Genomic DNA, 735 nt, shown 5'->3' on the forward strand with positions numbered 1-735 from the left:
TACTGGCCTATCTTTTTTGCATGACGTCCCACGCTGCCATGGGTGAAAGCTTACTGAACGCCCTCGAAGAGCCCGGGATTTAGCGCCCCGGCGAGCCTAGGATTTCAAAGGACGTAACACCCCCTCGTAACCGAGCAGGAAACGTTCTGGATGGTCGTGGCCACGTCCGGGCTGGTACTCGAACAGCACCACTTGACGTTCGTGGCACAGGGCCGTTCGGTAGACCCACATATACGATGTGTTTTGCGCTTTGCGGCCCGCTTCGTTGAGCACCTGCAGCGTGGTCTCGTCGCCATGAATGAATGCGCTTGTCAGCAACTCCTGACGTAGCGCCGCGTAGAGCGGCGTGAGCAGCACGCCGGCCTTGATGCACCATTGGGCCAGCGTACCGCGCGCGACATCGACCTCGCCGCGCAGCAGCCAGTCGTGCTGGCGATACAGGGGCATCCCATCGGCGTATTTGGCCGTCAGGATAGTAGCCACCGTGCCAGCGCTGGCGTTGCTGCCTGGGATAGGCTGGGCTGGCATGGGGCTGGTGATGATTTTGCTTGATTCGCCGTGGCGGTCGTACTGACGGCAGGCATATTTGAACCGCACATGCTGCAACACCTGGACTGTCGCTGGAATGATGTCGAGCTGTTCGCTCGTTTCTTCACCCATGCGGTGCAGGGCACCTTGGCAGCAGGCGCAGACCTTTTCCGCTTCGGTCAAATCGTGTTCGACGCGCTTGCGCGG

1 protein-coding gene is annotated in these 735 nt (G+C 60.4%); it reads right to left on the bottom strand.

What is annotated here, in order from left to right; genetic code table 11:
- Nucleotides 1-96 precede the first annotated feature (96 nt).
- Nucleotides 97-735, bottom strand: a 639-nt coding sequence (gene tnpC / locus ACP7D4_RS28170; RefSeq protein ID WP_426212742.1) for an IS66 family transposase, incomplete at its 5' end; no start/stop codon positions are given.

Origin of the sequence: Massilia sp. TWP1-3-3, assembly GCF_049897805.1 — a bacterium.
GTDB lineage: Bacteria > Pseudomonadota > Gammaproteobacteria > Burkholderiales > Burkholderiaceae_D > Telluria_A.